This window comes from Streptosporangium subroseum, from assembly GCF_900188345.1.
Lineage (GTDB): Bacteria > Actinomycetota > Actinomycetes > Streptosporangiales > Streptosporangiaceae > Streptosporangium > Streptosporangium subroseum.
In genome coordinates, this window is the sequence record NZ_FZOD01000100.1 from 1 (window position 1) to 26,274 (window position 26,274).

At 67.8% G+C, this 26,274-nt stretch carries 21 protein-coding genes, 1 tRNA gene and 1 pseudogene; 8 read left to right on the forward strand and 15 right to left on the reverse strand.

Translation table 11 applies throughout. From position 1 onward, the window contains the following. Nucleotides 1–298 precede the first annotated feature (298 nt). A tRNA-Tyr gene (locus CHC08_RS45190) sits at nucleotides 299–380 on the reverse strand. Between the two features lie 299 nt (nucleotides 381–679). Between CHC08_RS45190 and CHC08_RS45195 the strand changes: the two genes are divergently transcribed. Further along, nucleotides 680–1,174 carry a YajQ family cyclic di-GMP-binding protein gene (locus tag CHC08_RS45195; RefSeq protein WP_089213540.1) on the forward strand — a complete coding sequence of 165 codons (495 nt, stop codon included), beginning with the start codon at nucleotides 680–682 and terminating at the stop codon, nucleotides 1,172–1,174. A gap of 342 nt (nucleotides 1,175–1,516) precedes the next feature. On the opposite strand, the gene CHC08_RS45200 is transcribed toward CHC08_RS45195, so the two are convergent. Together CHC08_RS45200 and CHC08_RS45205 are read right to left on the reverse strand one after the other, a co-directional pair. Continuing rightward, on the reverse strand, nucleotides 1,517–2,380 hold the full coding sequence (locus tag CHC08_RS45200; protein ID WP_089213541.1) for an alpha/beta fold hydrolase: 864 nt from the start codon (nucleotides 2,378–2,380) through the stop codon (nucleotides 1,517–1,519). A gap of 10 nt (nucleotides 2,381–2,390) precedes the next feature. After that, a complete protein-coding gene (locus tag CHC08_RS45205; protein WP_089213542.1) occupies nucleotides 2,391–2,786 on the reverse strand; it encodes a hypothetical protein in 396 nt (131 codons plus the stop codon). Nucleotides 2,787–2,951: 165 nt separating this feature from the next. Between CHC08_RS45205 and CHC08_RS45210 the strand changes: the two genes are divergently transcribed. Together CHC08_RS45210 and CHC08_RS45215 are read left to right on the forward strand one after the other, a co-directional pair. Next, nucleotides 2,952–3,890, forward strand: a complete 939-nt coding sequence (locus tag CHC08_RS45210; protein ID WP_218825803.1) for a LysR family transcriptional regulator — start codon at nucleotides 2,952–2,954, stop codon at nucleotides 3,888–3,890. 202 nt (nucleotides 3,891–4,092) lie between these two features. Then, entirely contained in the window at nucleotides 4,093–4,668 is a 576-nt protein-coding gene (locus CHC08_RS45215; RefSeq protein ID WP_089213543.1) for a pyridoxamine 5'-phosphate oxidase family protein, read from the forward strand. Between the two features lie 234 nt (nucleotides 4,669–4,902). Here the strand turns inward: CHC08_RS45215 and htpX are convergent, their stop codons facing one another. The 7 genes and pseudogenes from htpX to CHC08_RS52150 all read right to left on the reverse strand — a co-directional run bounded on the left by htpX (nucleotide 4,903) and on the right by CHC08_RS52150 (nucleotide 13,509). Next, nucleotides 4,903–5,754 (reverse strand): zinc metalloprotease HtpX, encoded by an 852-nt coding sequence (gene htpX / locus CHC08_RS45220; RefSeq protein WP_089213544.1) that lies wholly within the window; start codon nucleotides 5,752–5,754, stop codon nucleotides 4,903–4,905. A gap of 74 nt (nucleotides 5,755–5,828) precedes the next feature. Next, nucleotides 5,829–7,487, reverse strand: a complete 1,659-nt coding sequence (locus CHC08_RS45225; protein WP_089213545.1) for an NADH-quinone oxidoreductase subunit N — start codon at nucleotides 7,485–7,487, stop codon at nucleotides 5,829–5,831. After that, the gene (locus tag CHC08_RS45230; protein ID WP_089213546.1) at nucleotides 7,484–9,094 is read right to left on the reverse strand and encodes a complex I subunit 4 family protein; all 1,611 of its coding nucleotides are present in this window, start codon (nucleotides 9,092–9,094) and stop codon (nucleotides 7,484–7,486) included. The genes CHC08_RS45225 and CHC08_RS45230 overlap by 4 nt, the downstream gene beginning before the upstream one ends. Before the next feature lie 240 nt (nucleotides 9,095–9,334). Next, nucleotides 9,335–11,272, reverse strand: coding sequence for an NADH-quinone oxidoreductase subunit 5 family protein (locus CHC08_RS45235; protein WP_089213547.1), 1,938 nt, complete (start codon nucleotides 11,270–11,272; stop codon nucleotides 9,335–9,337). A 188-nt stretch (nucleotides 11,273–11,460) separates the two neighbouring features. Then, nucleotides 11,461–11,790, reverse strand: a pseudogene (gene nuoK, locus CHC08_RS52840) (NADH-quinone oxidoreductase subunit NuoK); the annotation flags it as partial. A 1-nt stretch (nucleotide 11,791) separates the two neighbouring features. Then, complete coding sequence (locus tag CHC08_RS45245) at nucleotides 11,792–12,328, reverse strand: NADH-quinone oxidoreductase subunit J family protein (RefSeq protein ID WP_089213549.1); 537 nt, start codon at nucleotides 12,326–12,328, stop codon at nucleotides 11,792–11,794. Then, a complete protein-coding gene (locus tag CHC08_RS52150) occupies nucleotides 12,325–13,509 on the reverse strand; it encodes a NuoI/complex I 23 kDa subunit family protein (protein WP_338055740.1) in 1,185 nt (394 codons plus the stop codon). The genes CHC08_RS45245 and CHC08_RS52150 overlap by 4 nt, the downstream gene beginning before the upstream one ends. Before the next feature lie 244 nt (nucleotides 13,510–13,753). On the opposite strand from CHC08_RS52150, the gene CHC08_RS45260 reads away from it, so the two are divergent. Continuing rightward, a complete protein-coding gene (locus CHC08_RS45260; protein ID WP_143653645.1) occupies nucleotides 13,754–15,178 on the forward strand; it encodes a serine/threonine-protein kinase in 1,425 nt (474 codons plus the stop codon). Between the two features lie 88 nt (nucleotides 15,179–15,266). On the opposite strand, the gene CHC08_RS45265 is transcribed toward CHC08_RS45260, so the two are convergent. The 5 genes from CHC08_RS45265 to CHC08_RS45285 all read right to left on the reverse strand — a co-directional run bounded on the left by CHC08_RS45265 (nucleotide 15,267) and on the right by CHC08_RS45285 (nucleotide 18,965). Next, nucleotides 15,267–16,205 (reverse strand): hypothetical protein, encoded by a 939-nt coding sequence (locus CHC08_RS45265; RefSeq protein ID WP_089213551.1) that lies wholly within the window; start codon nucleotides 16,203–16,205, stop codon nucleotides 15,267–15,269. A gap of 154 nt (nucleotides 16,206–16,359) precedes the next feature. Further along, a complete protein-coding gene (gene nuoH, locus CHC08_RS45270; RefSeq protein WP_089213552.1) occupies nucleotides 16,360–17,313 on the reverse strand; it encodes an NADH-quinone oxidoreductase subunit NuoH in 954 nt (317 codons plus the stop codon). Beyond that, nucleotides 17,306–17,845 (reverse strand): NADH-quinone oxidoreductase subunit C, encoded by a 540-nt coding sequence (locus tag CHC08_RS45275; RefSeq protein WP_089213553.1) that lies wholly within the window; start codon nucleotides 17,843–17,845, stop codon nucleotides 17,306–17,308. Before CHC08_RS45275 ends, nuoH begins: the two co-directional genes overlap by 8 nt. Before the next feature lie 144 nt (nucleotides 17,846–17,989). Next, entirely contained in the window at nucleotides 17,990–18,487 is a 498-nt protein-coding gene (locus tag CHC08_RS45280; protein ID WP_089213554.1) for an NADH-quinone oxidoreductase subunit B, read from the reverse strand. 106 nt (nucleotides 18,488–18,593) lie between these two features. Beyond that, nucleotides 18,594–18,965, reverse strand: coding sequence for an NADH-quinone oxidoreductase subunit A (locus tag CHC08_RS45285; RefSeq protein WP_089213555.1), 372 nt, complete (start codon nucleotides 18,963–18,965; stop codon nucleotides 18,594–18,596). Nucleotides 18,966–19,240: 275 nt separating this feature from the next. Between CHC08_RS45285 and CHC08_RS45290 the strand changes: the two genes are divergently transcribed. From CHC08_RS45290 to CHC08_RS45305, 4 genes are all read left to right on the forward strand, one after another. Beyond that, nucleotides 19,241–20,695, forward strand: coding sequence for a polysaccharide deacetylase family protein (locus CHC08_RS45290; protein WP_143653646.1), 1,455 nt, complete (start codon nucleotides 19,241–19,243; stop codon nucleotides 20,693–20,695). Between the two features lie 358 nt (nucleotides 20,696–21,053). Next, nucleotides 21,054–22,907 (forward strand): 2-oxoacid:acceptor oxidoreductase subunit alpha, encoded by a 1,854-nt coding sequence (locus CHC08_RS45295; protein WP_089213557.1) that lies wholly within the window; start codon nucleotides 21,054–21,056, stop codon nucleotides 22,905–22,907. A gap of 82 nt (nucleotides 22,908–22,989) precedes the next feature. Then, on the forward strand, nucleotides 22,990–23,973 hold the full coding sequence (locus CHC08_RS45300) for a 2-oxoacid:ferredoxin oxidoreductase subunit beta (protein WP_089213560.1): 984 nt from the start codon (nucleotides 22,990–22,992) through the stop codon (nucleotides 23,971–23,973). Between the two features lie 488 nt (nucleotides 23,974–24,461). After that, entirely contained in the window at nucleotides 24,462–26,147 is a 1,686-nt protein-coding gene (locus CHC08_RS45305; protein WP_179282600.1) for a DUF4082 domain-containing protein, read from the forward strand. Nucleotides 26,148–26,274: the final 127 nt, after the last annotated feature.

Below are 26,274 nucleotides of genomic sequence, written 5' to 3' on the forward strand. Positions count from 1 at the left end.
CGAGCTGAAAGCCGACTCACGGGCACCGCCCTAACCTGCTCGAACAGCCCGTACCGCTAATGGCTGTCCCCATGTTCCTCGACCCCGGACACCATCCGGGACCCTTCGACCTTTCACCAGCTGCTTCTCGCCTCTGAACCACGCTGAAAGCCCGGCGCGACCTGGGAAAACAGCCTCAAGATCATTGCGCGTATATTACGCGACCACCGACATGAGGCCGCTCAGAGCGGCATCTGGCTGCATGTCCCGGAAAAGCAAAAGAGCCCCTTGCGGGGCTCTGAGCTGGGAAAAGCTGGTGTGGCAGGTGCAGGACTTGAACCTGCGTAGGCTGAGCCGACGGTTTTACAGACCGCTCCCTTTGACCACTCGGGCAACCTGCCGTGTCCTCCGCTTGCGGCGGCGACAGGAAGAAGAATAGCGGACTTCGGGGCGTGACGTGACATCCGCGGAGTCCCCCCGTCGATAGCCTGCCCAACCAGGACTTTCGCGACCTATACCGCCCCTCACGGCGGTCCTGCGCGGGGATGAGCCTCTGCCGCTCCTCGCCCCGATCCGATGCGCGGATGGCAGGAAAACCGACCCCTTGGCGCCGTCGCCTCGATGTTGACGGTCACCTTCATCGTGAGCCGATAAGCGAAGCGCTAGGGTCGACAAGAGAGCTAGAGAGGATAGTCGACGCATGGCCGACAGCAGTTTTGACATCGTCAGCAAGATCGACCACCAGGAGGCCGACAACGCGCTGAACCAGACGGTCAAGGAGGTCGGGCACCGATTTGACTTCAAGGGCACCGGCGCGACCATCGCCTGGTCCGGCGGCCAGAAGGCCATCGAGATCAAAGCCAACAGCGAGGAGCGCGTTAACGCGGTCCTTGACGTGTTCAAGGACAAGCTGATCAAGCGGAATCTCTCGCTCAAGATCCTGGACGCGGATGAGCCCAAGCTGTCAGGCAAGGACTACCGCCTCCTGGTCACCCTCAAGGAGGGCATTGACCAGGATCACGCCAGGAAGATCTCAAAGATCATCCGGGACGAGGGGCCCAAGGGCGTCAAGGCCCAGATCCAGGGCGAGGAGCTGCGGGTGAGCTCCAAGAAGAGGGACGAACTCCAGGAGGTCATCGCCCTGCTCAAGGGTAAGGACCTGGAGATCGCCCTTCAGTTCACGAACTACAGATAGCAGGCCGGGCAATCAGGGCTCTGGGCTGCATGTTCAGGGTTTGCTCTGCTCGGGAGGGCATATCCGGGGCACACGGCTGAGGGCATCGTCCATCAGGGCGCGTGTTTTCTCCTGTGCCTCGGGCCTCCCGTCGTGCCCGCCTTCTTCTCCCCTGTCTCGGGCCTCACCGTCGTGTCTCGGGTCTCTCCCACCGCGTTTTCGACCTCTCCGCGTACGGGCCCGGCTTGTCTCTTCGGTGTCGCCCATCGTGTCTCGCGCGTCTCGGGCCTCTCCACGTATGGACCGGCTTGTCTCTTCGGTGTCGTCCCGTCGCGTCTCGGACCCCTCCGCGTGCGAACCGGCCTATCGCTTTGGCGTCGCCCCCTCGATGTGGCGCAGCGCCTCCTGAAGGTAGGTCCTGAACACCGGGTAGTTCTCACTCATCGGGAAGTGGCCGATGTCCGGCATCTCGATGAAATGACCGCCCTTGATCTGCTGGGCGCTGCGCCGGCTGTCCTCCGGCGTCGTGAGGTAGTCGTAGGTCCCGGTCATCAGCACGACCGGGCATTCCTCCCCATTGATCTCGTGGAGCCGGCCTCGCAGATCGTGATCCACGGAGTAGAAGTACAGATCGCCCTTGAACGCCTCCGCGCCCTGGCTGTAGTAGAACCAGGTGAGCCGCCGATCCATCTCGGGCGACTGGGGCGCCATGAGATCCCAGACACCGCTGGCGCACACCTGGGCGGCGTTGGCATGAGGATGTTGCCACCAGTCGAGGTAGAAGCCGGGTGAGTAGTCGGCGGCCTCGACCGGGATGACTCCGGCGAAGCGTTCCGGGTGGCGAAGTGCGAGCTGCAGCGCGACGTTGCCGCCGAACGAGGAGCCCATGAAGATCGGGTCTTCAAGTTCGAGGGCGTCGCAGAACTCGGTGATGAAGTCGACGAAGTAGTCGGCGGTGAGCCTGTACTCCTCCTTCCACCACTCGGTGTTGTGCGGCGGGTCGGACTTGCCGTGCCGGGCCAGGTCGTAGGCGATCACCCGGTAGTCGCGGGTGATCACCTCGTCCTCGAGCAGGTCACGCCACTGGTGGTTGTGGCAGCCCGCGGTGTGCTGGCAGACGAGCGGGCGGCCCCGGCCGTTCTCCAGGTAGAAGACCTTGCATCGGTCGCCCTGTACGTCGATCGTGACGTAGTGCCCGGTGACGGGCGAAATGACTCCCCGTGCCATGGTCTCCCCCTCACACCGGCGCGCCGGTGACGCGCAGCAGTTCGAGCTGGCGGGTCAGGCATCGCAGGTTCTGCATGAGTACGAGCAGGTCGCCCTCAAGGCTCATGTCCTCCCTGAACGAGGCGGCCCAGATTCCGTGGAACATCGGCGGAGGCGGGTCCTGAGAGAACTTCCGCCAGGTGTCGGCGCTCGCCCGGAGTGCGAACTGGTAGGCCTCCAGCGGGCCGGGATCGACGACAATCTCCTCGATCTTTCCTCGGTGGACGCGCACGATGTAGCTTCGCTCGCCCATGTCGAGCAGGTAGTCGCACGAGAAATACCTCCCGTGCGCCGAGAGCTCGGCGTCGTCGTCGGAGACGTGCTGGAATTCCGTCGCCCAGCGATCGGCCGCATACGTGGTGCTCATGGACGTCCCTCCCCGCTCCGGACCCGGTCACGGATGGGTTCCCCGTACATTCCCGACGCTAGGAACGCCGTCTGCCGAAGTCCAATAGCGAATCCGGGCCGGGTGATAGCCGCGGTCTATCACCCGGGTATCGGGTCCGTGAGGGACGAGTTCTACCGTGGAAGGGTGGACGAGAGTCTCCGACTGGTGCGTTACTTCCTCGCGGTCGCCGAGGAGCTGCACTTCCGCCGGGCCGCCGCACGCCTGTTCGTCTCGCAGCCGACGCTCAGCGATCAGATCCACCGTCTTGAGCAGCACCTCGGCGTGCGACTGTTCGAACGCACCGGTCGCGGAGTCATTCTGACCCCTGCGGGCAAGGAGTTCGAGGGCGAGGCTCGTACGGTCCTCGCCGCCTGGGAGCAGGCGGTCGTGGTCACCCGGAGAGTGGCCGAGGAACGGGCACAGACGTTTGTGATCGGGTTCGTGGCCAATGCCGCCGCCGAACTCACCCCGTTGATCACACGGCGTTTCCGCGACCACCATGGCGGCGTCAGCGTGGAGATGCACCAGTACGACTTCCGCGAGCCGCTCGCCGGACTCGGCACCGGCCATGTCGACGTGGCGCTGACCCGGCCTCCGCTGGGGCACATCCCGTGGCTGCACACCGAGACCCTCTTCACCGAGCCGCGCGTGCTCGTCGTCTCCGCCGCCAACCCTCTCGCCGGTCGCGACGTGGTGAGTGTCGAGGACGTGCTCGACGAGCCGTTCGTCGCCTGGAAAGCGCCGGAGCCCTGCCGTGACTTCTGGCTTGCCCTGGACCAGCGGAAGGGCAACCCGGTCCGTATCGGCCGAGAGGTCGTCACGGTGGACGAATGCCTGGAGTCGATTCTCATGGACGCCGGGGTGGCATTCGCGCAGGCCTCGTCGCAACGTTTCCACGCGCGCCCGGGCCTGGCCTTCGTCCCCACTACGGGGCTACCTCCCACCTCCGTCGTCGTGGCCTGGCGCGCTGATCACGAAACCCCGCTGGTACGGGACTTCGTGCGGGTCGCCCGCGAGATCGCCGAAATCGACGGGAGCCGGATGTCGGCTCCGGGTGGTGGGTGGAGAAGCCCTGCCTCGTAGTTCGTCGACATGGCCACCGGCCGGTGTTCCTGACAGGCCATGTTCCTGGCGGGCGGTAGACGGCGACCTTCCCGACGGGCGGTGGACAGGGACCTTCCTGACAGGCGGTGGACGGAGACGTTCCTGACAGGCGATGGGCGGAGACGGCAGCTCGTGGATCCCGGAGCTGTCAGGCGAGCGACGACGAACTATCGTCGCTTTCATGGGGAAAATTCACGACAGGCTCAACGATCGGCTACGTGAGTTCATCGGAGCCCAGCCGGTTTACTTCATCGCGACGGCCCCCGAGCAGGGTGGTCACGTCAACGTCTCTCCCAAGGGATACGCCGACACCTTCGCCATCCTCGACGACCTCACGGTCGCCTATCTCGATCTGGACGGCAGCGGCGTGGAGACCATCTCCCACCTCCGCCAGAACGGCCGCATCACGGTCATGTTCTGCGCCTTCTCCGGTCCCCCCAACATTCTTCGCCTGTACGGCACCGGCCGGGTCGTCGTGCCGAAGGACTCCGAGTTCTCCGAGCTGATCAAGAATTTCGGCCCGCACCCCGGCGTCAGGTCGATCATCATCGTCAGTTGCGACCGGATCTCCGACTCCTGCGGCTTCTCGGTGCCGTTCATGTCCTTCGACGAGGACCGGACGCTCCTGGACGAGTGGGCGGGGCGCAAGGAGGTCCAGCAGCAGCGCGCCTACCGCGCCAAGAACAACCGCGAGAGTATCGACGGCATCCCCGGTCTCTCCCCGGAGGAGACCAATCCGGTAGCCCACCACTCCTGATATCGGGACCGCCCTGATCTCAACGACAGGTGTGGCGGCGCCGTCGGCCGGCATCCCACGGGCGTCCGGTAGGTCTGTACGTGGTGGGACTCCTGCCCGAGAGGGCAGGAGGCGCTCGATGAGGCCGCTGCGCCTGCCTGCCGTTCCCGCTGGAGTGATCATCACTGTCGGGTTGAGCCACGGCGGAGGAGGCCAAGGGGTTCCCTGCCCGCCATGCGGGACGGGGCGACGGCGTCAGCGGCGGTAGCCCGCCATCCGCTCCAGACGGGCGACGCGCTCGGCGGTAGGTGGGTGTGTGGAGAACATCCGGCCGATTCCGGCACCCCGGAAGGGGTTGGCGATCATGAGGTGAGAGGCGGAGGCCAGGCGGCCGTTCTCGGGGAGCGGCAGCTGGCGGGTGCCCATCTCGATCTTCCTGAGCGCCGAGGCGAGCGCCAGCGGATCGCCCGTCAGCCGGGCTCCGGACTCGTCCGCCTGGTACTCCCGGGACCGGGAGATGGCCATCTGAATCACTCCGGCGGCGACCGGACCGAGCACGATCATGAGCAGCGCGCCGATGAAACCGGGCCCCTCGTCGTCGTCTCCGCCACCGAAGAACAGGCCGACGTAGCCGAGGTAGGTGATGATCGTGGCGAGCGCCCCCGCCACCGAGGAGATCAGGATGTCCCGGTTGTAAACGTGGGACAGCTCGTGTCCGATGACCCCGCGCAGCTCGCGCTCGTCGAGCAGCTGGGTGATCCCGTAGGTCACGCAGATCACGGCGTTGCGGGGGTTGCGCCCGGTCGCGAAGGCATTGGGCTGCATGGTCGGCGAGACGTACAGCCTGGGCATGGGCTGGCGAGCCTCGGTGGAGAGCTCACGCACGATCCGGTAGAGCGTCGGCTGCTCGACCTCGCCCACCGGCCGGGCACGCATGGCGGACAGGGCGATACGGTCGGAGAAGAAGTAGGCGATGCCGTTCGTCACCAGCGCGATCAGAACCGCGATCTGCACGCCGGAACCGCCTCCCAGCCACGCTCCCGCCGCGATGATCACCGCGGACAGTGCGCCGAGAAGGATCGCCGTACGCAGACCGTTGTGGTGCACTACATCCCCCTTATCGGTTGATGCTGTTTCACCAGTCCAACGTCTCCGGCCAGGTCGAACGTTCCCCTGAGCGTTCAGCCCGGGGTAATGAACTCCGCCGGAAGGAGATCGAGCACTATTTGGGGGGCGATCGAGAACGCCACCGCGATGATTGCGGCCAGCGCGATCGCCACGCCCGCGGGCACCCATCCGGTACGGCTGCCGCCCGCCCCGGCGGTCATGTCCATGACGCCGCCCGTGGTCACCGGGGCCGGAGTGAAGATCCGCACGGCCCAGGCGACGTAGTAGTAGAGGCCGATGACCGTGTTGACCGCCATCACCACGGCCAGCCAGCCGCCGCCTCCGTCGACGATCTCCCGGAACACCACGATCTTGGCGAACAGTCCGGCCAGCCCCGGGGGCAGGCCGGCCAGGCAGATCAGGAAGAAGGCCAGCGCCAGCCCGGCCGCTGGGTTCTGGAACACCAGGCCCCGGTAGTCGTCCAGCTCGTTTCGCGAGGACCGTCTCGACACCAGCATGACCACCGCGAACGCCCCGATGTTCATCGCCGCGTAGAACACCAGGTAGGCGATCGACGCGCTCATCGCCGCGTCGTTCCGGACGCCGAGGGGGGCGAGGATGTAGCCCGACTGGGCGACGGAGGACCAGGCGAGCAGGCGCACGGCGTGGCGCTGCCGCATGGCGAGCAGGTTGCCCACGGTCATGGTCAGCGCGGCGATGATCGCGATCAGCGGGACCCAGGTGGCGGCCTGGCTCCCCAGGGCGATGACCAGGATGAGGATCAGGCCTGCGAACCCGGCCGCCTTGGAGATGACGGAGAGAAGGGCCGCGACGGGGATGGGAGCGCCCTGGTAGACGTCGCCTGCCCACGCGTGGAACGGCACCGCCGCGATCTTGAAGGCGAACCCGGCAAGAACCAGCACCACGGCCGCGGTGACCACCGCGGGCAGGTCGTGGCTGATCTCCAGCGAGGAGGAGTAGACGCCGGCGACGCCCTGGCCCGGGCTGAGACCGGCGATGGACGGGGGAACGCCCTCCCTCAGGATCTGGGCGATGCGGTCGAGGTAGACGGTCCCGGTCGTTCCGTACAGCAGGGAGACCCCGAAGAGCATCACCGCGGTGGAGACCACGGAGACCAGGAAGAGCTTGACCGCCGCCTCGGAGCTGCGGCCGTCGTAGCGTTTGAGCGCGGTGAGCGCGAACACCGGCAGCGAGACCAGCTCCAGCGCGACCAACAGCATGATCAGGTCGCGGGAGGCGGGTAGGGCGACGGCACCCGCGAGCATGCAGAGCAGCAGGAAGTACCATTCGCCGACCGGGATGTCTCCGGAGGAGAGCTCCGCCGCCGACAGCAGCACCACGACGATCCCCGCGGCCAGCGCGAGGCCCGCGAAGATCAGCGTGAAGTCGTCGACCACGAACGAGCACGGCGCCGCGGCGGCCTGGCCCGCCACCGGCGGAACCGTCAGAAGCGCGGCCCCGCCACCCGCGCCGCCGGAGGGGCCGAGCAGCCCGTCCGGCACGCAGAAGGTCTTCAGCGGCCCTCCGGTGCGCATGGCCTGGGAGACCACCACGGCCAGGGCGCCGGTCACACCGGCCAGAGTGACCCCGCCGAGCGCCCGCCGGACATACGGCCGGTGAGGCAGGAAGGCGTCCAGAATCAGCACGAGCCCGGCGGTGAGGGCGAGGATCAGCAGCGGGGCGACCGCGTAGTAGTCGATTGACTGGATCACGGCGCCCCCAGGAGGGTGTGGACCACCGGATCGGTGAGGAGGAGAAGAGCTTTCGGCCAGAGACCGAACAGCAGGATCAACCCGACCAGCGGCACCCAGGCGGCCAGCTCGTAGCTCGTGACGTCGCGCATGCGCGCGTTTCCGGCACCCATCGCGACCCGGGAGGGATCGGTCCCTCCGCCCACCGCGGCGAGCACCGGGGCGTGGATGGTTTTGATGCCCCGGCCGTGGGTGACCCGGGAGAGCATGAGCAGGAAGTAGGCGGCGGTCAGCACGGTGCCGAGACCTCCGATGACCATGAAGGTCAGGTAGAGGGGGCGGGACAGGCCGGCGGCCGGTTCGAAGGCGCCGAGGAGGGCGAGCATCTCGCCCCAGAAACCCGCCAGTCCCGGTAGTCCCAGGGAGGCGATGCAGGCGAAGGTCAGCAGGGAACCGAGGTGCGGCAGACGTGACAGCATGCCGCCACCGAGCGCGGGCATGACGGAGGTGCCGTGACGCTCCTTGATCGCTCCTGCGATGAAAAAGAGCAGGGCGGTGATCAGGCCGTGGGCGATGTTGCCGAACAGGGCGGCGTTGAAGCCGACCGGGGTGAGCGTGGCGAACCCCAGCAGCACGAAGCCCATGTGACCGACCGAGGAGTAGGCGATCATCCGCTTGAGATCACGCTGGGCGAGACAGGCGAGGGAGCCGTAGATGATGCCGATCACGGCGAAGGCCCCGAGCCAGGGGGCGGCCGCCGCGGCGCCGTCCGGCAGGACCGGGATCGCGATACGGGCGAAGCCGTACGTTCCCATCTTGAGGAGCACGCCCGCCAGGAGCACCGAGCCGACGGTCGGCGCCTCGGTATGGGCGTCGGGCAGCCATGTGTGCAGCGGCCACATCGGGGTCTTGACCGCGAAGCCGATGCCGACGGCTATGAAGGCGATGATCTGCACCGAGCGGGACATGCCCGCCCCCTGCGCCCGCGCGAGGGCGACCATGTCCAGGGTCCCGGTCTGCGCCCAGATGAGCAGCAGACCGAGCAGGAGAACGGCCGAGCCGAGCAGCGTGTAGAGGATGAACTTGATCGCCGCCGCCCGCCGGGCTCGCCCGCCCCAGATGGCGATGACGAAGTACATCGGGATGAGGACGACCTCGAAGAACACGAAGAACAGGAGCAGGTCGAGTGCGAGGAACGTGCCGATCATGCCCACTTCGAGGATGAGCAGCGTGAACACCAGCGCCCTGGGACGGTTACCGCCGGCCTTGGGCCGCAGTAGTTGCCCGGGGCCGTCGGCGCTGCCCCAGCACAGGTAGACGAAGCAGAGAAAGGTCAGCAGCGTGGTCAGCACGACCAACGGGAGTGAGATGCCGTCCAGGCCGAGGTGGAACCTGAGGTCGAGCCCGGGAATCCAGGCCAGGTCCGTCGAGAACTGCACCCGGGCCGCGTCGCCGTAGTCGAACCCGGCGGCCAGCACCACGGACAGCGCGAACGTGACCCCGGACACGGCCAGGCCGTGCACCCTGAGCAGCCGCCCCCTGGCCACGGCGTCCGTCCTGGACGGCGCGAGCAGCACGGCGGCACCGGCCAGCGGCACCCCGAGGAGCGCGATCAGCACCCAGCTCATGACTCGGCCACCTCTCCCGGCGTCGGGGAGGTGGTGATCCAGGCGTGTCGCCCGAGCGGCACGATGATTCGAGCTGGTCGCCCTGGCGACATGACGGTTCGGGCATACCGCCTGGGCGACACGACGGTTCGGGCGTATCGCCCAGGTGACGCGATCGAGTCCGCGCTCATCGGCGCATCACCGCCAGACGGATCAGGAGCAACACGACGGCGGCCACGGTTCCCCAAAAGAGCAGAGAGATCATCTAAAGATCACCGCCCAGGCCACGATGAGAAGGACACCCGAGAGCAGGCCGGTGATGTAGAGCTGGACATTGCCGTTCTGTGCCAGACGCACCAGCCTCGACAGGCTCATGGTCGCCCGGCCCGAGCCGCGCACCGCGCCGTCCACCAGGTGGTCATCGGTACGGACGACAAGGCGGGCGAGGTCCAGCACCGGCCGGACGAACAGTGCGTTGTAGACGGAGTCGACGTAGAAGGCCTGCTCGCAGGGGACACGGAAGGGGCCGAGCATGCGGGCCGGGTCGCTCAGAGGGTCGCTGCGCCACACGACATAGACCACGCCTGCGCCCAGCAGCGCCATCACGACGCTGAGGGCGGCGGCGTCCCAGTGGACGTCCGCGATCCCGACGAAGCCCAGGAGCAGGGCCGGCACGGAGAGGATCATGATCGGCCAGCGCATGGTGGCCGGTGCCTCGTGAATGTCGATGACGTGGGCCGTCCCGGGCGCGGGCTCGGGGAGGGCGATGATGGGACGCTCTCCGAAGAAGGTGCGTAGCCATGCGCGGGTGGCGTAGGCGCCGGTCACCGCGACCGTGACCAGCGCGCAGCCGTACAGCAGCAGGGCCGCCGCGTCGGTGAGCGGTCCGCTGGACAACGCCCGCTCCATGGCCACCAGCACCTCGTCCTTGCTGAAGAAGCCACTGGCCGGAGGCAGACCCATCAGAGCGGCGAAGCCGATCGTCATCGTGACGAAGGTTATGGGGAGCTCCCGGCGCAGGCCCCCCATCGCGCTCATGAGGTTGGAGCCGACCGCGTGGATCACCGCTCCCGCGCAGAGGAAGAGCAGCGCCTTGAAGGCGCCGTGGGTGATCAGGTGGAAGATCGCCGCACTATCGGATCCGGCGGCCAGGGCACCCGCCATGTAGGCGAGCTGGCTGATCGTGGAGTAGGCGAGGACGCGTTTGAGGTCGTCCTGTGCCAGGGCGGCGAGGGCTGCGCCGAGCATGCCGAGCGCGGCGAGAACCGCGAGCACGTCCAGGGTGGGTCGGGCGCCGAGGAAAACCGGGTAGAGCCGGGCGACGATGAAGATGCCGGCGGCGACCATGGTGGCCGCGTGGATGAGCGCGCTGATCGGGGTCGGTCCGGCCATCGCGTCGGGTAGCCAGACGTGCAGCGGAGCCTGGGCGCTCTTTCCCGCGACCCCGGCGAGCAGCAGCATGGTCGCGGCGATGATCGTGCCGGAGGACATCTCGGGAACCTTGGCGATGACGTCGGCGATCCTGAAACTGCCGGCCGCCGTCCCGAGGACGAAGATGCCGAACAGGAAGCCGACATCGCCGATCCGGGTGACGAGGAACGCCTTGATCGCCGCCCGGGAGTTGGCCCGGTCTTCCCACCAGTGCCCGATCAGCAGGTAGGAGCAGAGACCCATGATCTCCCAGCCCACGTAGAGGACCAGGAGGTCCGCCGCGTAGACGACCAGGAGCATGGCGCTGGTGAACAGGCTGATGAACGCGCTGTAGGACGGGTAGCGGCGGTCATCGCGCATGTAGCCGATCGAATAGACCTGCACGGCCAGCGCGACCACGGCGGCCAGCACCGCGATCGACGCGGCGAGGCCATCGACGAGCAGCCCCACCGAGATCGACACCGAGCCCGTCTCGATGACGTCGAACGTGGCGGTGACGCCCTCGATCCCCGCCGAGCCCCCGGATCCGGCGGGGACGGGGAGCAGCTCTCCGCGCCCTTCGCCCATGCCGGCCCAATTGGAGTAGGCGAGCCAGATCGCCAGCACCGCGGAGATCGCGGTGGGCACGACGGCGATCCAGGCCGCCCGGCGATTCGCCGCCGCGTCGGCGGCCCCACCACGGAGTCCCCGGGGAAACCGGGAACCGAGAAGCCCTACAGCCGCCGCGACGAACGGCAACAGGATGACGAGCGCGGCGATGGTGATCACGAGGTGTCACCTGGCCGGATGATCGGTTCGGAGTTGGTCTGTGCCCGGTCGGCGGCGCTGTTAAGGAGGTTGCCCGGGGAGACGGTGCCACTGGGTGAGCCGGCCGGGGCCGCCCCCCGGGCCGGGCCGGCATCGGGGCCGGGGCCGGGAGTGGGAGCGTTGGACGAGGCGTCGGGGGCTGAGCCGCCTTCCGGATCGGTGCCGGAATCGGTGGGTTCGGTCAGGGTGCGGAGGCGGTCGAGGTCGATGGTCTGGCGGTTGCGGTAGAGCGCGAGAATGATCGCCAGGCCGAGCCCGACCTCCGCGGCGGCGATCACGATGACGAACAGCGTGAGAACCTGACCACCGTGGAGCCGGTCACGCAGCCACACGTCGAACACGACCAGGTTGAGGTTGACGGCGTTGAGCATGAGCTCGACGGACATCAGCACGAGGATCGTGTTGCGACGGGCGAGCACGCCGTACACGCCGATGGAGAACAGCAGCGCCGAGACAACCGTCGGATAGACGACGTGCACGTCAGTCCCTCCCGCGGATGTCGGTGCGGGACAGGACGATGGCGCCGATCAGGGCGGCCAGCAGGAGGATCGAGAGCACCTCGAAGGGGAGCACCCAGTTGCGGAAGATGCTGGAGCCGAGCTCCTTGGCCGACCCCCCACCGGCTTCGAGGGGGGCGTAGGCGGCGCGGAAGCCATCGATGACCACGGTGACCAGCACGGCCGCCGTGGCGATCGCCACGATCGCGGCGGCCGGGCGGTTTCGGCTGTCAAGGTCGGCGGTCCTGCCGATCGGGGCGCGGGTGAGCATGATGCCGAAGAGGAGCAGGACCACGATCGCGCCGACGTAGATCAGCACCTGGACCCAGGCGACGAACTCGGCGGTCAGGATCAGATAGCACCCGGCCAGCGCGCCGAAGCAGACGACCAGCCACAGGGCCGCGTGGACAACCTGCTTGGTGGTCACGACGAGCAGTGCCGACCCGACGGCCACCACACCCAGCAGAAGGAAGATGATCTCCTGCCCGGTCGGCGGCAGATAGGACGGCACCTCGGTCACGGCTTCTCCTCCGGCTCTCCACTCGGATCCGTCGCCGAAGTCTGCCCTGGTGTGCCCGCTGCCGGGGGTACGCCGCCTTTACCTGTGGATAACTTTCCGGTAGACGACTCACCTGTGGATGACTCGTCCGTGGACGACTCACCTGTGGATGACTCGTCCGTGGACGGGCCACCTGTGGATGGCTCTCCTGCGGGCGGGCCGTCCGCGGATGGCTCACCCCCGGACGAGCCACCCGTGGATGGCCCACCTGTGGACAAACCGCCCGTGGATGAACCACTTGCAGGCGGGCCCTCTGTGGATGACTCATCTGCGGGCGGGCCGCCTGTGGATGAACCACCTGCGGGCAGGCCGCCTGTGGATGAACCACCCATGGATGAACCACTTGTAGATGGGCCCTCTGTGGACGAACCGCCCGTGGGTGGATCGTCCTTCTTCGGGAGGGCTCCGGGCGGGCGGATGGCTCGGACATTCGCATGTCCCGCCGAAGTCCCCCGTGCCGGCCGTACCGGTCTAGCTGGTCTATCCGGTTTCGCGCCGGGTGCCGTTCCGGCCGCCTCGGAGCCGCCCGCCGTCTCAGAGCCGCTCGCCGTACCGGGGCCGCTCGCCGTACCGGAATCGCCAGTGGCGGCCGCGTCAGAGGCGTCGGAAGCACCGGAAGCGCTGCTCGGGACGGCATCCGGGGCGGTGGCGGCCGTTCTGGGCGGCGCGCCGGGCGCCGTCCTTCCCGCGCCGGAGCGGGCCGGACGGGAAGCGGCCGACAGCTCCTTCGGGGGATCGGCGTTGAGTTCGTGGGCCGGTGGCGGCGGGACGGCCTGGATCCAGCCCGCGAGCTTGTCCTTCTCGTGGATGAGGTTGCGGATGTCGCCCTCGGCGTACTCGAACTCCGGAGCCCAGAAGAGCGCGTCGAACGGGCATACCTCGATGCAGATCCCGCAGTACATGCACAGGGAGAAGTCGATCGCGAAGCGGTCGAGCGCGTTTCGGGCGCGGGGACGGCCGCCCTCGGGTGCGGGGAGCGTCTCCTTGTGGGAATCGATGTAGATGCACCAGTCGGGACACTCACGGGCACAGAGCATGCATACCGTGCAGTTCTCCTCGACCAGCCCGATCACCCCCCGGCTCCGGGGAGGCAGCTCCGGCTGGACTTCGGGGTATTGCTGGGTCACGGATCGGCTCAGCATGTGGCGAAGGGTGATGGATAGTCCCTTTGCCAACCCCACTCCTGGTATGCGTGCCACAACTCAACATCATGACGTACGGCGGGGCACTCGGGAATGCGGCAGACCAGGGAAAGGGCTCGCCCTCGATCTTCCCAAGTTATCCACAGCAGTTATCCACAGTCTGTGTGTTCGACTATTGAGCCTCATTGCCCAATCAATCTCAAGGGGAGTACGAGGACCTTAAAAAATACGTATTCTTCGCGACATGTCCCACCAGTACGGATCCGATTGGTATCCGCAGCCGCCCTCGCGATCCAACACGGGGTGGAGTGTGGTGTGGACGCTGGTGCCCGTCTTCACGTGCGGCATCGGCACTCCGGCCATCATGGGCCATGCCGCATACCGGCTGCGGAGCCCCTGGCTGGTATTCGCCGCGATCCTCTACGGACTCGGCATCGGGAGCTTCATGGTCGGCGCGGTGGCCTACGAAGACTCAGAGTTGATCCCGGCCTGGCTGGACGCTCTCGGGACGATCGGGCTGTTCGGCAGCTGGTTTGGCGGGCTGGGCCATGCGCTGATCATCAGGGGCGCCGTGTTCCAGCAGCGCACGCCCTCGGCGACGCCGTACCCCATCGCCCACGCCGGTCCCCCGGGCGCGTACGCGCCCGCGTACCGGCCCCAGGCGCAGCACGACCGGCCCCATCACGACCGGCCCCGGGGCCGGTACGGTCAGGATCACCCCGGCCAGGCCCACCACACGCCCGCCCCTCCCGGCCAGGCTCACCACACGCCCATCCCTCCCGGCCAGGCTCACCACACGCCCATCCCTCCCGGCCAGGCTCATCGCATGCCGGCCCCCACCAACCAGCAGCATCACGGCCAGGATCGCCAGGCCCACGACCGCCGGCCCCAGGGGCCCCAGGGCTGGATCGGACCGTACCGGCTGATCGGCAGACTGGGCGAGGGCGGTCAGGGAACGGTCCATCTCGCGCTCACCCCGCAGGGGCAGAAGGTCGCGGTCAAGGTCCTGCACGAGCGCTTCAGCGGCGACCCGGTGGTGCGGGCACGGTTCCTGCGGGAGGTGGAGGCGACGCGCAGGGTGGCGACGTTCTCCACGGCCCGGGTGCTCGACGTGAACATCAACGACAACCAGGCGTACATCGTCAGTGAATACGTGGAAGGCGTCTCGCTGGAGGAGCTGATCCGCGACCGGGGGCCGCGCCACGAGGACGGGCTGACCCGGCTGGCCCTGGCCACGGCGGGCGCGCTGGCCGCGATCCACCGGGCGGGCGTGGTGCACCGGGATTTCAAGCCGGCCAACGTGCTGATCGGCTCCGACGGGCCGCGCGTGATCGACTTCGGCATCGCCCGTGCCCTGGACCAGGTCACCGCGACGTCGGGCAACATCATGGGCACCCCCGCCTACATGTCTCCCGAGCAGCTCGCGGGAGGCGCGGTCGGCCCGGAGTCCGACGTGTTCAGCTGGGCGGCCACCATGATCTTCGCCGGTTCCGGCCGTGCGGCCTTCGGGGAGGACACCATCCCCGCGATCCTGAACCGGGTGATCAACCATCACCCGGACCTGTCGTCCCTGCCCGTCTCACTGCGCCCGCTGGCCGCCTCCTGCCTGGACAAACAGCCGGGCAACAGGCCCACGGCGGCCGACGTCATGCTGCGAATCGTGCACTGACCCGTGCACCGAGCGCGCGTCAGGCCGCGGGGCCCTCACGTTCGCGGCGGGTTCTGGACGCCACGGGACCGGGAGCGCCGCCTGGAACTCAGGGCACCGCGTCCTTCATCTGGACGGTCAGGTCGAGATACTCCTCGCGGCTCAGCGTGCGGGTCGTGAGGGCCAGGCCGTTCCGTGTGGCGAAGCGTTCCGTCTCCCGGGGATCCCAGTATCCCGGCAGGTGGAACAGCCCGTCGCCCATCACCAGCCCCGTCACCCCGGACTCCACCGAGTACAGCAGCAACGTGGACGCGTCGATCTCGCGGGTCCTGCGCGCGGTCTCCAGCAGCAACCGGCCGTGGACGGCCACCAGGCGGCAGTGCGGGTCGCCCAGGCGCCGGAGCACCCGTCCCTGGGTGGTCTGGTTACGGCTGCGGCGACGGCCGACCCCGACCACGACGACGGCGCCGATGACCGTCAGCGCGGCCAGGGCCAGGGCCGCGATCCCGAGCGGGCCCATACCCCGGGTGACCTCGGCGCGGGTGTCCGTCATGTTGATGACGACCAGCGCCACGAAAACGGCGCCGTAGGCGAGCACCAGCCACATGAGCCCGTACAGCAGCTGCTCGCGCCACCAGACCTTCGGCGAGCTCATCGGCGGACGCAGGCTCCTCACCCCGGGCACGCGGATCCGGGGCAGGGGCGGGGGCGGCCTGCGCCAGGTCACCCCCTGCCAGCGCGGCGACCTGCGGGCGAGCGCCACCCTGGCCTGCTGCGCCGTGTCGAAGACCCGCGCCTCGAACTTCAGGCCGATCTCCGCGGCGAACGCCTGCACCGCCCCGCGCGAGCGGGAACCCGGCGCCTGCAGCATCACCAGGCCGGACTCGTCGAGCATCGCCAGGCCGTACCTCGTCCTGCCCCTACCGGGGTAACCGAAGAACAGCAGCGTGCTCACCCGGTCCCGCCCGGACAGCGGCAGCCGTACCGGCCGGTGCTCCGGCACGTCGACGATCAGCTCGTCTCTCTCCACGGCAAGCGCGAGGGTCATACATTCCGTCCTTGACCTGTGATGTCACACGTATGTGTGCCTTCCTGCCCGGTGTGCGAACTTCGAACGTCGCAACGGGCCGTACGGCGAAGCGGCGTGCCCCTCCCGCAGGCCCGCGACCGTGCCCGCCTCGATCCGGCAGGGCGAACGGAGATCATCCCGCGAGGACCCTGACGACCCCCGTCAGCGCGAGCTGGACCAGCGCCAGCGGCACCAGGCCGACCCAGGCGAGCCTCTGGAGCTGGTCCTCACGGAGCCGGGGGTAACTCACCCGGAGCCAGATGACCACGAACACCAGGAGGAACACCTTGAGGAGCATCCACACGGGCCCGGGCAGGAAAGGGCCGTGCCAGCCGCCCAGGAACAATACGCTGGTGAGCGCGGAGATCACAATGATCCCGGCGTACTCGGCCAGCATGAACAGGGCGAACCTCATCCCGGTGTACTCGGTCATCGGACCCATGATGATCTCGGAGTCCGCGATCGGCATGTCGAACGGCGGGCGGCGCAGCTCGGCGAGCCCGGCGGTGAAGAAGACCACCCCGCCGATCGCCTGCCAGGGCAGCCACCACCACTGCCAGGACTCCACGATGCCCGGCAGCGAGAGCGTGCCGGCGGCCATCGCGACGCTGGAGGCGGCGAGGACCAGCGGAAGCTCGTAGGACATGAGCTGAGCCGCCGAGCGGATCCCGCCCAGGACCGAGTATTTGTTGCCCGACGACCATCCGGCCATGATCGAGCCGAGCACGCCGACCCCCATCACGGCGAGGACGAAGAACAGGCCGGCGTCCAGGTCCACGCCGACCAGCCCGGGGCCGACCGGGATGACGATCATCACCACGAGGTAGGGGATCAGCGCCACCCCGGGCGCCAGGACGAAGACCCGGCGGTCGGCGGCGGTGGGGATCACCTCCTCCTTCTGCATGAACTTGACCCCGTCCGCGATCAGCTGGGCCCAGCCGTGGAAGCCCCCGGCGTACATCGGGCCGAGGCGCGCCTGCATGTGCGCCATGACCTTGTGCTCCATCTGCCCGGCGACCAGCGGCAGCACCAGGAAGATCGCAATGATCACAACGAGCCGGACCGCGACGTCGAGCACCTCAGCCATCACGCCCCCAGTCCGCGGGCACGCCGGGCGGGAGCGTCTTGCGGCGGCTCGGCGAGCCGTGATCGGACTCGCCCGGCTCCTTGGCCCCCGGCCAGGCCTTGGCGACCCGGGCGGCCAGCACGAAGTCCTTGCGCAGGGGGAACCCCTCGAAGCCGTCGGGCAGCAGCAGCGGGATCAGGTTCGGATGCCCCTCGAAGATCACGCCGAACATCTCGAAGGTCTCGCGCTCGTGCCAGTTCGCGCCGCGGAAGACGCCGACCGCGCTGGGCAGCCGGGGGTCGGCGCGCGGCACCCGCGTGCGCAGCAGCAGGTGACGGCGCGAGGCCTGGTCGAAGACGTGGGCGACGATCCCGAACTCGTCCGGCGGCTCGTCCACGCCGGTCAGCCAGTCGAAGAACTCGTAGCCCTGGGAACGGACGAACTCCAGCAGGTCGATCCAGTCGGCGGCGGCCACGTCGACCGTGATCTCGCCGAAGGACTCCGACACCTGGACGCGCGTGCCGTATCGCTCCTCGATCGGACCGGCGCTCATCGGCCGCTCACCACCCCTCGCTGCTCGGCATACGCTCGGCTCCTCGCCGGATCGGACATCGGATTCAGGAATCAGGAACGGACATCAGAGTCGGGAATCGAGCCGGGTCGGCGGGGCTCGGGCCTCGGGATCCACGCGCCGGGGTCAGGCATACCGTTCGCCCATGTTCTCGGCGGCGATCTTCTCCTGGAGCATCATGATGCCGTGGAGCAGGGCCTCGGGCCGGGGCGGGCAGCCGGGGACGTAGACGTCCACCGGGATGATCTGGTCGACGCCCTTGGTCACGCAGTAGGAGTCCCAGTAGGGGCCGCCGGAGTTGGAGCAGGCGCCGAAGGAGATCACGTACTTCGGCTCGGGCATCTGCTCGTACAGCCGTTTGACCGCGGGGGCCATCTTGTCGGTCACCGTCCCCGAGACGATCATCAGGTCCGCCTGCCGGGGACCGTTGGCGAACGGGATGACACCGAACCTGATGAAGTCGTGCCTGCTCATCGAGGTCGCGATGAACTCGATCGCGCAGCAGGCCAGGCCGAAGTTGAACGCCCACAGCGAGTAGCGGCGCCCCCAGTTGAGGATGAAGCGCATGGGCTTGGGGGCCAGCCGCGAGACCGGCCCCAGCGTGGGCATCGGGAGATCCGTCATGACCCGTATTCTCCTTCGGAGTCGATCGCGTCCGCCCGGCCGCCCGGGCCCTACAGGTCCACGTTCGCCCGGCCGCCCGAGCCATCACGTCCACCCGTCCGGACCCTCAGGTCCAGGTGAGAACGCGTTTGCGCCAGCCGTACAGGATCCCGAGCGCGATGAAACCCAGGAAGACGAACATCTCGGCCAGGGTGGTCATCCCGAAGCCCGGCGCGGCGAAGATCGTCGCCCAGGGAAAGAGGAAGACCGCGTCCACCGCGAACACTACGTACAAGTATGTATAGACGTAATAACGGACCTGCGACTGGGCCCAGTCGCCGCCGACCGGGTCGACGCCGCACTCGTAGGTGAGCAGCTTCTCCGGGGTCGGGCGGCTCGGACGGAGGAGCCGGTTGACGGACAGGGCCCCCGCGACGATCACCAGGCCGATCGCGAACAGCACGAGGACCGCCGCATAAGAGCTGAAATATCCGCCCATGGCTCCACCTCTCAGGAAGGCCCCGGCCGCGCGGAGGTCTCCCGCTCCGCCCGTCGGCTACTAGCAGTATTAGCAGCATCCACCGGCCCCGTCACCCGCCGGATTCGCCAAACCGCCGAGCCGCTAAAGCCTGCGCCCGCTTAACCCCAAAACGGAGTAAATAGGATCAACCCACGTTTAGTGTGACAACTATGCCTAAAGCCCGAGTCTTGGGAGGAATCGCGCTGATTGCCGCATCAGTCGCTGGTTGTGGCATAAACAGCACCTCTCCCGGTGTGGAAGGCCCCGTCCCCTCCGAACCCACGTTGATCGACTACGTGGACCCCTCCCAGGTCTCCGGCCTGAGCACCCAGACCATCTCGGAAGGAGACCTCGACGCCCGGCACGTGCACGTCGTCTATCCCTCCCTGGCCGACGCCCCCCTCCTCAACGAGAAGCTTCGCAGGACGGTGAACGAGGAACTCGACAGGTTCACCGAGTCCACCGTGCCCGCCCGCAGCACCGGAAACCCCAGGGACCCCGGAAGCGGCAGCGTGGCCGGCGTCCTGCCCCCTCCCGAGTTCAACGTGGAATGGCAACTCTCCGCCGTGTCCCCCGAGGCCGTCGGCGTACGGCTGCGCTTCGGGGCGTCCACGGGATCCAGCTGGTCCGAGGCCCGGACCACGATCTGGTACGACCGGACTTCCAAACGCGCCCTGGACTCCACCGGCCTGCTCAAGGACAAGGCCGCGCTGAACACGCTGGCCGCCCTCGTCAGGGTCAAGCTGGCCCAGCGGGGACCGGAGACTAATCCCTCCTCGGTCAGGCCGGACCCGAAGATGTTCGACTCCCTCGGTTTCAACCCCCGCGGCGAGCTCGTCGTGGAGTTCGACGACCGTCAGGTGGGGCCGCAGTCTCTCGGCCGGGTGGCGGTCGCCCTGTCCCACGCGCAGGCGGACACGCTGCTGTCGGCGTCCGGGCTACGGGCACAGCGGGCGGCCACGAGGTCGGCGGCAGCGGCGACCTCGGCGCCGCCGCCGAAGGCGTCCATCGACGCGGAGAACACGGCCAAGCCCCGGGCCGCGAGCTCCCTGACAGGCAGTGTGAACTGCGCGAAGGCCAAATGCGTGGCACTGACCTACGACGACGGGCCGGGGCCCGAGACCGGGCGGCTGCTGGACATCCTCGCCGACCACAACGCGAGGGCGACCTTCTTCTGCCTCGGCTCCAACGCCTCGGCCCATCCCGAACTGCTCCAGCGGATACGGAACGAGGGGCACCTCGCGGCGAACCACACCTGGTCCCACCGCGACCTCACGGCCATGTCCCCCATCGAGATCGCCGACCAGCTCGTCCGCACGCAGCGCGAGATCACCCAGGCGATCGGGCAGGTTCCCACGCTGATGCGCCCGCCGTACGGCGCGACCGACACCCAGGTCACCTCCATCGCGGGCACCCTGGGTCTCGCGGTGATCCGCTGGAACGTCGACACCCAGGACGAGCGCGACGCGGACCCCCGGGCCATCGCCGACCGGACCGTCTCCAGGGCCGCCCCCGGCGCGATCATCCTCCTGCACGATGTTCACAGCGCGACCGTCGACGCCACACCCGAGATCCTGCGGCGTCTGACGGCCGAGGGATACACCTTTGTCACCGTTCCGGAGCTGTATGGTGCTCGTGGAGCCCTGGCGGGCAGGACATACGACTCCGCGAGCACCTCTTCCGCCCTCCACGGGCGGGCGATGCCATAACCTCTGGCTATGGGTCCATAGCCAGAGGTGATGAGACCGGCCCGTATGCGGGACATATAGTTAGGCAACGTGACCCTAACTGTCCTTTTCGGCCGCCTGCACATAGACCTGTGCCGGGTCGTCGCCGGGTTGTGTCGGGCTAACTGTTCGCGATCGTGACCTTCAGGTAGGCCATGGAATGGCCGCACCGTTCGCGCCCCAGACTCCACCTCAGCGGTCGCCGAGAACGTGCGACAAATGTCACTCTCCTCTCCGCCGAGTGGAACGCGAAAGACTACGCGTGACCCCGAGGATCTAGCATGGAAAAAAGAATGTGCTATCAGCAACGGCGCCCTGTCGCGTCGAGGAGGACTGAGCTGTGACCAAGCAGGTTCAGCAACTCGACCGCGTGATCATCCGATTTGCCGGTGACTCCGGCGACGGCATGCAGTTGACCGGTGACCGCTTCACGGCGGGAACCGCGGAGTTCGGCAACGACCTGTCGACCCTCCCCAACTTCCCCGCCGAGATCCGCGCTCCCGCAGGAACGCTTCCGGGTGTGTCGAGTTTCCAGCTGCATTTCGCCGACCATGACATTCTGACCCCCGGCGACGCGCCCAACGTCCTGGTCGCGATGAACCCGGCCGCGTTGAAGGCCAACCTCGGAGACCTGCCGCGCGGTGCCGACATCATCGTCAACACCGACGAGTTCACCAAGCGCAACCTGCAGAAGGTCGGCTACGACGGCAGCCCCGTCGACGACGGCTCGCTCGCCGAGTGGCGGGTCCACCCGGTGCAGCTGACCTCGCTGACGGTCAAGGCCCTCGAAGGCTTCTCGCTGTCCAAGAAGGACGCCGAGCGGTCCAAGAACATGTTCGCCCTCGGGCTCCTGAGCTGGCTCTACCACCGGCCGACCGAGGCGACGATCAAGTTCCTCGAGAACAAGTTCGCCAAGAAGCCCGACATCGCCAAGGCCAACATCGCGGCCTTCCAGGCGGGCTGGAACTACGGTGAGACCACCGAGTCCTTCTCGGTCTCCTACGAGGTCAAGCCGGCCAAGCTGGCTCCCGGCGTCTACCGCAACATCTCCGGCAACCAGGCCCTGGCGTACGGCCTGATCGCCGCCTCGGTGCAGTCGAAGCTGCCGCTGTTCCTCGGGTCCTACCCGATCACTCCGGCGAGCGACATCCTGCACGAGCTGTCCAAGCACAAGCGCTTCGGTATCCGCACCTTCCAGGCCGAAGACGAGATCGCGGGCGTCGGCGCGGCGCTCGGAGCCGCCTTCGGCGGAGCCCTGGGAGTCACGACGACCTCGGGGCCGGGTGTGGCGCTGAAGGCCGAGACCGTCGGCCTGGCCGTGACCACCGAGCTGCCGCTGATCGTCGTGGACGTGCAGCGCGCGGGCCCCAGCACCGGCATGCCCACCAAGACCGAGCAGACCGACCTCCTTATGGCCATGTTCGGCCGCAACGGTGAGTCCCCGCTGCCGATCGTGGCGCCGGCCACTCCGTCCGACTGCTTCGACGCGGCGGTGGAGGCGGTCAGGATCGCGGTGAAGTACCGCACGCCGGTCATGCTGCTCTCCGACGGCTACCTGGCCAACGGCTCCGAGCCGTGGAAGCTGCCCAGCGCGGCCGAACTGCCGGACATCTCCACCGAGTTCGCCAGCGGGCCGAACCACGAGGACGGCGTGACCTTCCTGCCGTTCAAGCGCGACGCCGAGACCCTCGCCCGCCCCTGGGCGATTCCCGGCACCGCCGGTCTGGAGCACCGGATCGGCGGCATCGAGAAGGCCGAGGACACCGGCAACATCTCCTACGACGGCGACAACCACGATCGGATGGTCCGGCTCCGCCAGGCCAAGATCGACGGGATCGCCGATGACATCCCGGCGCTGGAGGTGGACGACCCCGACGGGGACGCCCGCGTGCTGGTGCTCGGTTGGGGGTCCACCTACGGCCCGATCGCGGCGGCCGTACGGAGGATCAGGAAGGCCGGCGGCAAGGTCGCCCAGGCGCACCTGCGGCACCTCAACCCGCTGCCCGCCAACGTCGGAGAGGTTCTGCGCTCCTACGACAAGGTGCTTCTCCCCGAGATCAACCTCGGCCAGCTCGCGCTGCTGCTCCGCGCCCGCTTCCTGGTCGACATCATCAGCTACAACCGTGTGCGCGGGCTTCCGTTCAAGGCCGAAGAACTCGCCGGCGTGATTCAGGACGTGATCGACAGTGAGTAGTGCTGACCTGTCCGCTCCCCACGAAGCCGTCGCCAACGGCAGGGGACTGTCCCTGGTCCCGAAGTCCGAGATCAAACTCGGAATGAAGGACTTCAAGACCGACCAGGAGGTTCGCTGGTGCCCGGGCTGCGGGGACTACGCGATCCTGTCCGCGGTCCAGGCCTTCGTCCCCGAGCTCGGCCTCAAGCGCGAGAACATGGTGTTCGTCTCGGGCATCGGCTGCTCCTCCCGGTTCCCGTACTACATGAACACCTACGGGTTCCACTCGATCCACGGCCGCGCCCCGGCGATCGCGACCGGCCTGGCCTCCTCGCGTCCCGACCTGTCGGTCTGGGTGATCACCGGTGACGGCGACGCGCTGTCCATCGGCGGCAACCACCTGATCCACGCGCTGCGCCGCAACGTCAACCTGAACATCCTGCTGTTCAACAACAGGATCTACGGCCTGACCAAGGGCCAGTACTCCCCCACCTCGGAGATCGGCAAGATCACGAAGTCCACTCCGATGGGCTCGCTGGACAAGCCGTTCAACCCGATCTCGCTGGCCATCGGCGCCGAGGCCTCCTTCGTGGCCCGGACCCTCGACTCCGACCGCAAGCACCTGCAGTCGGTGCTGCGCGAGGCCGTCGAGCACAAGGGCACCTCCCTGGTCGAGATCTACCAGAACTGCAACATCTTCAACGACAACGCCTTCGAGCAGCTGAAGGACCCGGCGCAGCGCGACGACATCACGCTGCGTCTGGAGCACGGCCGGCCGATCGCCTCCGCCTCCAAGGCGGTACGGCGTGCGGCCGACGGCGGCATCGAGGTCGTCCCGAGGTCGGCGGTGAGCGAGGACGAGATCCTCGTTCACGACGCCCACCGCGCCGACCCGTCGCTGGCCTTCGCGCTGTCCCGGCTGGACGAGCCCGCCTTCGACCACGTCCCGATCGGCGTCTTCCGCAGCGTGGACCGCCCGTCCTACGACGAACTGATGGCGGAACAGCTTGAGGAGGCCATCGACGAGCGAGGCCCGGGCGACCTGGACAGCCTGCTGCTCGCCGGCGACACCTGGCGCATCGACTGATCGACGGATCGACGGAGAGGTCGGGGCCCCCGCGGGGGCCCCGACTTTTTCGTTCGACGGCCGAAGGCCGGGGAAGTGCCTCACGGTGGAGAGCCGGAGTCCCGTTGTGGTGGACCTCGCCGGGCGAGCCCGGCTCCGCGACGAGCCGGATGCCCGCGCGGTTGCCCCGGGGGTGAACCCCGGTTGCCGGCAATGACTCAATGATCATTCATCATGGAATATCAAGAAGCGGCGTAGACATAAAGTCGATATTTGGCGACATTTAAGGGCTAATACTCGCGAAGCCGATGCGTATCCGAGGTCCCAGCCGTAACAATGGCCTCTGTACAAGGGCAAAAACCGACACATTATCGAGCCGATCCCCCATCGGCGCGGAGGTCAGCGAAATGGCCAGTACAAACCCGCAAGACCGCGGCGGCGACGCCAAGGGCAGGTTACCCAGCCGCCGGCGAGCACGCCGGAGTCTCCTACCGGCTCTGACCTTGGCCTTGCTGGCGGCATCCGTCCCGGTGGCCTGGATCGTCACGGGTGACACCGTCACCGTGCGGCAGGCGGCCGTTGACCAGCCCGAATTCACCGAGGAGCCCTCCGAGTTCGCTGAGGAACCCTTCGAGGAGCCCTCCGAGGACCAGGCACCCAGAGAGACGAGCTTCTGGTCCACGACCACCGAGGTGAACGTCCCGAAACACGCGGACCGCGCGCCCGTCGAGCTGGGCATGCGCTTCACCCCGACCGAGAACGGCTCGGTGGCGGGAGTGCGGTTCTACAAGGCCGAGGGCGAGAAGGGCCGGCACGTCGGAAGCCTGTGGAACGCGGACGGGCAGCGGCTGGCGAGCGTCATGTTCGCCGGGGAGAGTGAGTCCGGCTGGCAGGAGGCCCGCTTCGCCGAGCCCGTGGAGCTCCAGGCTGATCAGGTCTACACGGTCTCCTATCACAGCAGGAACGGCACCTACGTGGGCAGCAGGGGCTTCACCTCCGCGCGCTCGGGCCCGCTGAACACGGCGTCCCGCAATGCCGGGGTGTTCGGGTACGGCGACAGCAGGTTCCCTCGCCAGTCGAACCCCAAGGGCTACAACTACTGGGTGGACGTCATCTTCCGCTGGCGTGACCGCGATCCGAACCCGTGGAACACGAGGCCTCCCAGGCCCCGGCCGTCGGAGCCCCCGATCGACACGGTGGATCCGGATGCCACGGCGGATCCGGACACCACGGCGATCCCGGACGCCCCCTCCGACCCGACGGACACGGAGAGCCAGCCGCCCACCGCGAGCGCCGAGCCGAGTCCGAGCCAGGAACCCGACTCGACCCCCACTCCGAGCCCGACACCCACGCGGAGCACCGGCCCGACGTTCTCCCCACGCCCGACGTTCTCTCCGGGCCCGACGCTCTCCCCGATTCCCGGTGGCGGCAGCGGTTGCGCGGACTATCCGACCCCGGCGTGCACCGGCGTGCCTCCCGGCACGAAACTCACCCAGCTCCAGCTGAACATGGACGGCGACTCGGTCAGGATCACCAAACCCGGAACCGTCCTCAACGCCGTGCACATCCCCGGCAGTCTGCTGATCACCGCTGACAACGTCACGATCACCAACAGCCAGATCGACGGCCAGATCATCGGCGTCTACGACAACAAGCGCTACTCCTTCACCGTCAGCGACTCCACCATCGGCCCGACCAACCGCTGTGACACCGCGCCGGGCATCCTGGACGCCAACTTCACCGCGACCCGGGTGCACATCCGCGGCCACGGCGACGGATTCAGCGTCTCCGGCGACAACGTGACGATCCAGGACTCCTACGTCCTGCTGTGCAGCAACCCCGGCGACCACTCCGACGGAATCCAGACCGTCGGCGCCAGCAAGAACCTCACCTTCCACCACAACACGGTCGACCAGCGCAAGGCTCCGTCGCACACCGCCCCGGTCTTCCTGGTCGACCGCACCCAGGGTGTCACGGTCACCGACAACCTGCTGATCGGCGGGACCTACACGGTGCAGATCAGGACCGCGCCCGGCGCGGTCGCCCGGAACAACGCCGTCGTGGCCGACTCGTGGAACTACGGCCCGGCCTCGATCGACTGCGCCAACACCGACTGGTCCGGCAACTCCCTGGTCACCATCGACAACAACTACAACGTCACCTCTACCGTCGGACCGCTGCCCTGTCCCAGGTAGCCACGGGTGACGCCGTCCGGTTGTGTTCGTCCTCGACAATCTCTCGATTGTCGAGGACGAACACGGCGAGATAGCAACAGATCAGCCAATAACCGAATTAAGTGTCGATTTAAGGTCGACCTCGATT